We start from the raw sequence: 10,219 nt of genomic DNA on the forward strand, positions 1-10,219 counted from the left end.
CATCAATTGGTTGAAAACAGTGGTCAAAATATTTTTAGAAACTTCATCTTTTACCGAATGTTCAATAATACTTTGAACCTCTTCGTTGTTCAGTGTAAAATGTACTTGGGTCATGTAACGTCCTCCTGGGTATGTTTTTGTGGTTAAAAACATTGTACCGTAAAAGGGCTGTTACATGGCCTTTTATCTTTTACACAATTATATGGACTTTATCTATTTTTAGGAAAGCAATTTGTTACTATTATTTATTTAATGTTCTAGGTAGGTTTACGGATACATGCGTAAGCCTCATGAACTCTCATATTATGAAACTGGCACAAAAAATACGAATTTTCTCTACGTAGATTACTATAGGCTAAGCAGAACTAGAAAGAGATATGTGATTCCTTGATGACTAAGGCGATAGTCCAATTTTTAATATATTGACTATAAATTACGTTTACTGGTTCTTAAGGAGTCTTGCATATTGACTCTGAAATGAACTACTATAAGTATGTCAATATTTTATTACGACTATAGCATGTTTTTGAGTCGGATATGTAAAAAATGATAAGAAATGTTTGGAATAAGAAAGTAGGAGTATGATGAGTAAGACAGTGAATCTAGAAGAAATAATCCAACTATATAGAAGTACATTAGAGAGCTCTTACCAGAAAATTATTTTTCTTTCAATTCCGAAAAAAAATGTAATTGAGAATGATAATCCAATGTATTCTTATATTCATCTTAATATAGAAATCACCAAAGTGTTTCAGCAAGTTGAAAAAAAAATGGGAAGAAAAGTACAGAAACTAGTGGAACAGTTAATCAAGGAGAGAAATAGCTCTATTATTGTCTTAGATTATTATGAATTGTTATTTGAACCTTTTCTTCAAATAAATCCAATCGATTTATTTTTGAATATAAGTAAAAGCCAGCCATTAGTCGTTATATGGAGGTATGAAAGTAATGGAAGAAAGTTAATTTACTCTAAGCCTAATCATCCAGACTATTGGAAAATAGAACTACCACATCAAATTCTTTTAATTGAAGGAGATAAATAAATGTTATATAAAGATTTAGTAAACTTTGAACCTATTCAATCAGTTGTAAAACTGACAGACGCAGATGAAAAAAGTGAAGCTTTTGATTTGTTGAGTACTTATGTTATTTCCGAACGTATGGAAGAGACAATTACAACAAGTATATTTGAACAACTGCAGTTTGAAAGACCAGTGGATAATAAAGGTTTGCTAATCGTTGGAAATTATGGTTCAGGGAAATCACATTTAATGGGTGCCTTGTCAACAATTGCAGAACATAAAGATTCATCTTTATACTTACAAAATAAAAATGTCGCTCAGCAAGCTAAAGAGATTGAAGGGAAATTTAAAGTCATCCGATTGGAAATAGGCTCTACGACTCAGGATCTTCGGGGGATTATTACCACTGAATTAGAGGCCGGTCTTACGGAAATGGGAATAGACTATCACTTCCCTGACCATGACAAAATTGTAAATAATAAGGATTCCCTTTATGAAATGATGGAAAAATTTAATGACAAGTATCCAGATAAGGGATTACTCATAGTTGTAGATGAATTGTTAGATTACTTGAGAGCACGAAAAGAACAGGAACTGACACTAGATTTAGGTTTTTTACGAGAAATTGGGGAAATCGCTCATGATTCACGTTTTCGTTTTATAGCGGGAATTCAAGAGCGAATATTTGACAATCCTCGATTTGGATTTGTATCAGATGCTCTTCGGCGTGTAAAAGAAAGATTCACTCAAGTTCGGATTGTAAAAGAAGATATCGCCTATGTTATTTCTGAGCGTTTGTTGAAGAAAACTCCCAAACAAAAGTCGTTGATTCGGGAACATTTAAGTCAGTTTACTACTTTTTATAACCGATTATCGGAAGATATAGATACTTATGTCAATTTGTACCCTATTCATCCAGCGTATTTGACTGCCTTTGAAAAAGTACACAATATCGAAAAACGAGTGGCTTTAAATACTATCACTGCTGAGATGAATAAAATTATAAATGAAGAGGTACCAAAAAAATTACCTGGAGTTATTTCTTTTGACAATTATTGGCAATTTATTGAAGAAGACCCATCTAATAAAACGATACCAGAAGTAAAAGAAGTATTGGAAAAATCTCAAATATTAAAGGATCGCATTAATAACGGAATGGCTGCACATAAAAAACGGGTATATAGTGAAATGGCTGTTCGAATTATCGATGGGTTGGCGCTTCACCGCTTATCAAGTGATGATATTTACAGTAAGATTGGATTATCATCTGAAGAATTACGCGATGGTTTGTTTTTAACCTCTCCGATGCTAGAAATGCTTATAGAAGATGATGATCCAAGCGACACACTTCGTACACAAATAGAGGCTGCAATTAAAGAGATTATGATAACTGTGAATTATCAATTTATATCGATGAATGAAGAAAATGGACAATATTATTTAGATCTAAAGAAAGATATCGATATCGATAGTCAAATCAATAATCAAGCAGAACTTATTGAGCCAGATAAAATGGATTCCTATTACTTTGATTTAATGAAGCAAGCCATAACGCTGGATGATACTACGTATGTCACTGGTTATAAAATCTGGCAGCATGAGCTGCCTTGGCGGCAAGCGCATGTAATGAGGCAAGGATATTTATTTTTTGGTTCACCTAATGAACGTTCTACTGCGCAACCAGAAAGAGATTTCTATATCTATTTCTTGCGTCCATTTCACAAAACTAACTTTAAAGATGAGGAACGGTCCGACGAAGTCTTTTTTGAATTAAATACTGAGGATGAAAAGTTTGAAATCTTACTAAAACGCTATGCAGCAGCAAAAGATTTACAAACATTGGCAGCTCAAGGAACTCGACAATTGTATAGTAGTAAAATTATCGAATACCAAAAAGCTCTTTTTAAATGGCTACAAACAAACTTTATTAATGCTTTTAGTATTTCTTATAAGGGAAAAAAAGGACATTTAATTGATTTAGGAATTTATCTAACTCAAGGAGTAGATTCAACTATAAAAGAGATAGTAAATGATATTGCGGCAGAATTCTTAGGAGACTGGTTTGATGAAAAGTATGATTCTTATCCAAGATTCAAAAATATTAAACAAGGCTACTTATCTAATGGGAATATTAAAGAATATGCAGCTGACGCTCTACAACAGATAAACGGGCGTGCAACAAAGATGGGAGAAGCTATTTTAGATGGTCTTGTATTATTGGATAAAAATTCTAAACGATTAGTGGTGGAAAATTCCGGCTATGCGAATTGGCTATTGGACTTATTAAATAAAAAAGGGAACGGAAAAGTTCTAAATAACGAAGAGTTATTTGATACAAATGCTATCAGGGGCGTTATCGATCGTCGCTTATCCAGAGAATTCAAAATGGAACCAGAACTTGTTGTCGTGTTGATTGGTGCGCTTTTATACTCTGGAAAGATCGAAGTCAGCGCAGATGGCGAAAGTTTTTCGGCAATTCGATATTCAGATTTCGCTTCAAAAGATATCGAGAAGTTATCTAATTTTAGCTACATTAAAAAAACAACAGATATTCCTGTGAGTGAATTAAGCGCTTTGTTTGATTTATATAATGTGCCTATCGCAAACTTCAACGAAGCAACATTAACTCATGGAATTAAGCGATTAGTCGAAAGTGTCGAAAAACAAATCAAAATTGTTCTTAATACGTCACAGCATCTGAAGCGTGGATATGAAATTGGTAATAAAAAGATTATTGAATCGACTTACATTGAGCAATATTCACAGAGATTGAAAAATTTTAAGAATTTTTCTGAATCTCTGACGCGTTTTAATACGCCGGCTAAGATGAAAAATATGAGGTATAGTCTGGAGGAGATTAAGAGACAGCAAGAAAATAAAAATCTATTAGAATCACTTGTCACATTAAAAGAAGAAGTAGACGAACTGTCTTCTTTGGTTAATTATGTAAATTTAGCAAAATACAATATTGGTCAGACTGATAAATGGTCAATGAGAGTAGATGAGGTCGTATCAGGATTAATTGATTCATTAAGTAAAGGCGAATCTCACTTGAGTTATGTAAGTGAATTATCGGAATTAAAAGCAATGTATATAGATATTTATTTAAGGAAACATGACAGAGCTCGGTTGAATGCATCCGAAAGTACTAGAAGAACTGCGATGCTTCAGTCTTCAGAAACGGATATTCTGACTACTATAGCAGAAAAAATTGATATTTTATCACAAAACAGGATTTATGAGTGGAAACAAAAAGTAACCAAATTAAAGGAATGTTATGGTGTGACAAGAAGTGAATTAGAAGAATCCGTGGAATGCCCGCACTGTAAATTCAGTATGAGCACAGACTCACAAAATGACAAAGAAAAACTGGTTGCTTTAAGCGAAGAAAAACAAGAGATTTATGAAGAGTGGCTAGATGTTCTAGTTACAAATCTAAGACAGCCTAATATTCAAAAGCAAATGGAATTGTTAGAAGAGAAGCAAAAAGAGTTAGTGAGTGAAGTCATCCAAAACAAGGCCTTTGCTTCTCCAATAAATCGAGAGCAAATAGATGTTATCGATAATCTACTAAAGGGGCTCGAAAAAGTTGAGATAACCAATGAAGAAATTGCAGAAGTATTGGGGAATGGCAAGCCGTTAACTGCCGAAGAGTTTAGAGAACGAATCCAAGAATTTGTAGGTGATAAATTAGCTGAAAAAAATCACAGCCAAATTCGTATCACCTATAGGAGAGGAAATTAAATGAAACAAACATATTTAAAGCTAGACGAAGAAAAGAGTCCCATAAAATGTCTGGGAATGACATTTAGGGATGAAGATGAGCGCCGGGAATACTTTAGAAATGAACTACGTAAAGAGTTAGATAGACTGAAAAAAATAGATGGCTATCCAATGGGCAATGACGAAGATATCATCGCTTTATCGGACCCGCCATACTATACTGCTTGTCCTAATCCCTGGGTTTCAGAAATGATTGAAGAGTGGGTTTCAAAGAAAGAGGATTTAGAAACTTACGATGTTGAACCATATTTTTCCGATGTTTCTGAAGGTAAAAATGATAAAATTTATATGGCTCATACGTATCATACAAAGGTTCCTTATAAGGCAATAATGAAATATTTATATCATTATACAAAACCGGGAGACATTGTCCTTGATGCTTTTGGTGGTACAGGTATGACAGCTTTGGCAGCGCACGAATGCGGAAATGAAGAACTTTGTTATGAAATGGGTTTGGATAAAGAAAAATTAGGAAAAAGAAGAGCCGTTGTTTCTGATTTGGCTCCAGCAGCAACATTTATATCCAGTAGCTACACAAAGAACTTTTCAGACTCTGAATTTCAAAGAAAAATGTTAGAGATAATGGAAGAAATAAAAGATGAAATTGGAGAATTGTTTTTGACAGAACATTATCATAACCAATTAGGAGAAATTAATTACGCAATTTGGTCAGAGTTCTATTCGTGCCCAAATTGTGGGCATGAATACGATTATTATTCGATGACTTATGATGAGGAAAGTAAGATATCAAAAAAACAGTTCAGTTGTCCAGAATGTTCCATTATTTTGAACAAAAAAACAGGCGAAAAGGTATGGACCTTAAAATATGATCCAATTACAAAAACAACTCGAAAAATAGCAAAAATGGAGCCCGTCAGTATCAACTACACTTTTCGAGGCAAGCGGTATACTAAAAAACCAGATACAGCTGACTTAAGAAAGCTACATGATGCACAAGATCTCATTTTGAAAATGTCTGGTTTAGTTGTTCAAGAATTACCTGAAGGTGTCAACACACGGCAACCCGAAGTCAGTCATGGCTATCGCTATCTGCATGATTTGTATAGTTCCCGCAACTATTTGTTTGTATTAATGTTTGTAGATAAAATTGAAAAATTAAACATAAGAGATAAAGGGCTATTTTTGCTGACTTCTGCACTTCAGAACAGTTCTTTTCTATATAGATGGCGTGCAAACGGTAAAGGCGGAATTCTGTCGGGGACTTATTATATATGTTCAACGCCTCAAGAGAATAATGTTTTCAGTATTTTTAAAAGAAAATTAAAGGACATTGGATTTGTGAATATTGCAAATAAAGACACCATAATAAGTACTAATTCAGCGACAGATTTATCTATACAATCCAATACAATCGATTATATTTTTACTGACCCGCCATTTGGAGCTAACCTGATGTATTCAGAGTTGAATTTTTTGTGGGAGGGATGGCTCAAGGTTGTATCGAATAATTCTCATGAGGCCATAGTAAATGCTGAGCAGAAAAAGAATGTAAATGATTATCATGAGCTAATAACTTATTCTTTCAAAGAATATTATCGTGTTCTAAAACCTGGAAGATGGATAACAATCGAGTTTTCCAATTCTCAGGCGAATATCTGGAATTCTATTCAAGACAGTATTCAAAAAGCGGGATTCATTATAGCAAATGTAGCAGCATTAGATAAGAAACAAGGAAGTTTTAAGGCAGTTACCTCAACGACTGCTGTAAAACAAGACTTAGTCATATCGGCTTATAAACCAATACAAGCTGATGTTGAAAAAATGAAAAAAGAAATAGATACTCAAGAATCAGCTTGGACATTTGTAACGCAACATTTAGCTAAATTACCAGTATTTCAGGGGAAGAAAGGAGAAGCTGTAACAGTTACAGAAAGAACACCTAGAATCTTGTTTGATAGAATGGTTGCATACCATATACAAACAGGTCTGCCTGTGCCAATTTCTTCTGCTGATTTCCAACAACAAGTGGCTCAGAAGTATCCAATGAGAGATGGGATGATATTTTTAGACTCGCAAGTGGCCGAATATGACAAAAAACGGATTCTGGTAAAAGAATTCGCTCAGCAGTCATTGTTTGTCTCTGATGAAAACAGTGCTATTGAATGGCTTCGCCAGCAGTTAATGAAGAAGCCTCAAACTCGTCAGGACATTCATCCGCTGTTCATGAAGGAGATCCAGCACATAGCTAAACATGAGGAACTTCCAGAACTAGATAATCTTTTAAATCAAAATTTCTTGCTGTACGAGGGGATAGGGAATGTACCTTCTCAAATCAAATCTTATTTGACAAAGAATTATCACGATATGAGAGGGTTATCTGAACAGGATGACATATTAAAAAAGAAAGCCGCTAATCGATGGTATGTACCTGACCCGAACAAGCAAGCGGACTTGGAACAGCTCCGAGAAAAGAGTTTACTACGTGAATTTCAACAATACGTAGAGGAGACAAAAAAAAGCAAGAGAAAACTCAAAACCTTCCGGACGGAAGCAATCCGTGTTGGATTTAAGCATGCTTGGAATAACAAGGAGTATGAGGAAATCGTAGAGATAGGAGAAAGACTTCCTGAAAAAATAATCCAAGAAGACGACAAGTTGCTGATGTATTTTGATAATGCACAAATACGTCTAGGAATATAGAATACAAATTCAAAAGGGTGATTGAATGGACTGGATAGAAAAGTTACAAGAACAATTCCCACAGAGGAACGCCATTTATATCGTGAAGGATATAGACGGCATACTTTTACGAGAAACGGTCATTGACTTGTTAAAGTCTAAGAATATTAATGTATTGAATTTCGAAGATCCAGTCCGCTTTCGTTTCGTTTTTGAAAGATATTACCGATTTGCAAGGAATAAGACCTTGATTATTCGTATAGGAAATGAAGACAAGAAAATGGTTCCGTGGGATGTATACGAAAAGGCTTTTCAACTGGTCATAACCTTCGACCAGATCTTTCCTGGTATGGATAGAATGGTTATACGAAACCTTCCAAACGAATACTTATCCGCTATTTCCAGATGTGATACGCAATTTTCCGACAAACTGAATGAAACAGAAACAAAAAAAAAGGTGTTGATGGCTGTTTTTGGGAAGAAAATCTTTTCGATTTATGAAGAGAGAGAAGTCGACAATATCCTGAGAAAATATTGGTCACAATTTGAAAAACCTGTGCCACAACTTTTACAAAAAAGCCTTCAAGAAATATTGCAAAGACATGTGCCTGTTTCTAAATCCTTGCTCGTGCAGTTCAAATCCAAAGGACAGTATTTGTACAAACCACCAGCATATCATGCTGATTTAAAGCTGAAACTTCCGAATGACTATGATGAATCTGCGTTCCTTCGTTTGGGCAGAGAAATAGGGTTGTATCGTGCTTTTGGTATGAAACATTTGGAACCTATCAACGAAAGCCGTATCAAACAAATCAATAACCATTTCCAAATCTGGTTAAGAGAACAGTATGGTGGCTTACCGACAAAGTCTTCTACGCAATCCCCAAGGATGGTACACAATATACCTTCTGTATTAAATAGAAAAACAAATGGCCGATTAGCATTGATAGTGATGGATGGTATGAGTTTTTCCCAGTGGTCTATAATTGAAAACTACTTATACCAGCAAGGAGTAGAAAGTGAGGTGGATGCTACCTTTTCTTGGATTCCTAGTATTACATCAGTGTCACGTCAAGCAATTTTTTCCGGGGCCCCTCCACATCAATTTTCTGATAGTATTCATTCTACAAATAAGGAGGAGAAGAAATGGAAAGAGTTTTGGGAGAAGCAGGGACTTACTAGTAAAGAAGTCGTGTACAAAAGATCCTTGGGATTCAAGGACATAAATGTAAAGGAGTCCAATATAGGCAGACCGGAGACGAAAGTATTTGGCGGAGTAATTGACGTGGTGGATCAATTTATACACGGCGCGCGGCAGGGACTAAATTCGGTTCACTCTGAATTGCGTTTATGGTTAAAGGGAGGCTATTTACTTGATTTTTTAGAGGCATTATTCCAATTAAACTATGATGTCTATGTTACTTCTGACCACGGAAACATCGAAGCGGTAGGGTCCCAAACAATCCGCCAAGGCGTGCTGTCTGAAGTTAATGGACAACGTGTCCGCATCTATGAAAGTGACATGCTGCGTGCGAGAACCGTTAACGGACTAGAAGAAGATTGTTCTTTTGAATGGGATAGTCATTACTTACCTGGAAACTACAAACCACTCATCGCTAAAGATTATTACGCATTTATCAGAAAAAATGAAAAAGTTATTGTACATGGAGGAACACATATTGAAGAAGTTGTTGTTCCTTTCGTACGGGTATACAGAGGAGTTAACTAGTGAATAAAAAAACTATTGGACTATTTCGAGTACTAACTGTTGAGGATTTAGATCGAACAGCTCGTCTGTTGAAAAAATATTCTCCTCAAGATGCTTACGATATATTGAATGAAAAGTTGATGGAAAAAGCTCCTGGAGATGTAGGGCGGCGCAAGCTAGTAAATAATCTGATGATGATCTGGGGAAATGGCAAAAAAGAACCGGCAAATTATCAAAAGAAAGCAATGGAAGTCTATAATGAATTACCAAAAGAAGAACAATTGGTACTACATTATTTGTTGGCGCTCATTGCATTTCCCTTCTTGACATTTGAAGCGAGACTAGCTGGAAAATATCTAGGATTGATGGATACAGTTTCTTCTAAAGTATTTATGGACGAAGTGATGAACAAGTATGGTAATAGTGGAACCATTACACGAAGCGTAAGTAACGGCTTTGGTATTTTGCGGGAATTTGGTTTCTTAAAAAAAGAAAAAGCCGGCCGTTATTCGTTGGGGAATCAACGAATTATTGTGAAATCGACACTTCTAAAAAATTACATCGTACTTGCTGCATTGTTAAATACAGACAGCGATACATTGTCATTGGAGGCTGTTCAACATGATAAGATGTTTTTTGGACTGGATTTTATACTCTATTCAAGCGATTTAGATCCAAATATGTTTGAAGTTACTTCTGATCGAGTACACACGTATATAAAAAAAAGATAATTAGTGGAAGAAAAAAAAGTCAAGTCCATAATCCTGTGTAAAATACTATACAATGTTTTACTGGTCTCTCATTGATCAAACTTAATATATTTTCTTGTAGAACTAAGCCATTCATCATGAAGGTCCATAAGGACAGCTCCAATTAATCGATTGGCGGACGCTCGGTTGGGAAAAATCCGGATAATCTTTTCTCTTCTGCGGACTTCCTGGTTCAGTCGTTCAAGAAGGTTGGTGCTTTTTAGCCGATTGTGGCCACTTCCGATAACCGTGTATTGAAAGGCATCTTCAAAGCCATTATCCAATGTTTCGCAAGCTTTTGTATATTTAGACTGGTC

At 35.2% G+C, this 10,219-nt stretch carries 6 protein-coding genes; 5 read left to right on the forward strand and 1 reads right to left on the reverse strand.

Going from position 1 to position 10,219, the window contains the following annotated elements; all coding sequences use genetic code 11:
• Nucleotides 1-584: 584 nt before the first annotated feature.
• Genes brxF through G470_RS0109910 form a run of 5 tightly spaced genes read left to right on the forward strand, consistent with a single transcriptional unit; the run spans nt 585 to nt 9,884 of the window.
• On the forward strand, nt 585-1,043 hold the full coding sequence (gene brxF / locus G470_RS13335) for a BREX-3 system P-loop-containing protein BrxF (protein WP_169720334.1): 459 nt from the start codon (nt 585-587) through the stop codon (nt 1,041-1,043).
• Nucleotides 1,044-4,766: a DUF6079 family protein gene (locus tag G470_RS0109895; protein ID WP_028274683.1), complete on the forward strand. Its 3,723-nt coding sequence runs from the start codon at nt 1,044-1,046 to the stop codon at nt 4,764-4,766.
• Nucleotides 4,767-7,466: a DNA methyltransferase gene (locus G470_RS0109900; protein WP_028274684.1), complete on the forward strand. Its 2,700-nt coding sequence runs from the start codon at nt 4,767-4,769 to the stop codon at nt 7,464-7,466.
• Nucleotides 7,467-7,491: 25 nt separating this feature from the next.
• Entirely contained in the window at nt 7,492-9,174 is a 1,683-nt protein-coding gene (gene pglZ / locus G470_RS13925) for a BREX-3 system phosphatase PglZ (RefSeq protein ID WP_051258537.1), read from the forward strand.
• Nucleotides 9,174-9,884, forward strand: coding sequence for a hypothetical protein (locus G470_RS0109910; RefSeq protein ID WP_028274685.1), 711 nt, complete (start codon nt 9,174-9,176; stop codon nt 9,882-9,884). The genes pglZ and G470_RS0109910 overlap by 1 nt, the downstream gene beginning before the upstream one ends.
• 68 nt (nt 9,885-9,952) lie before the next feature.
• Here the strand turns inward: G470_RS0109910 and G470_RS0109915 are convergent.
• On the reverse strand, nt 9,953-10,219 hold a 267-nt coding region (locus G470_RS0109915; protein ID WP_028274686.1), incomplete at its 5' end, for an IS256 family transposase.

This window comes from Atopococcus tabaci DSM 17538 (assembly GCF_000429585.1).
Lineage (GTDB): Bacteria > Bacillota > Bacilli > Lactobacillales > Carnobacteriaceae_A > Atopococcus > Atopococcus tabaci.

Excerpts from the sequence above, each read along its gene's own strand:
- G470_RS0109895 (WP_028274683.1), top strand. The coding sequence starts at position 1,044 with ATGTTATATAAAGATTTAGTAAACTTTGAACCTATTCAATCAGTTGTA.
- brxF (WP_169720334.1), top strand. The coding sequence starts at position 585 with ATGAGTAAGACAGTGAATCTAGAAGAAATAATCCAACTATATAGAAGT.
- G470_RS0109900 (WP_028274684.1), top strand. The coding sequence starts at position 4,767 with ATGAAACAAACATATTTAAAGCTAGACGAAGAAAAGAGTCCCATAAAA.
- pglZ (WP_051258537.1), top strand. The coding sequence starts at position 7,492 with ATGGACTGGATAGAAAAGTTACAAGAACAATTCCCACAGAGGAACGCC.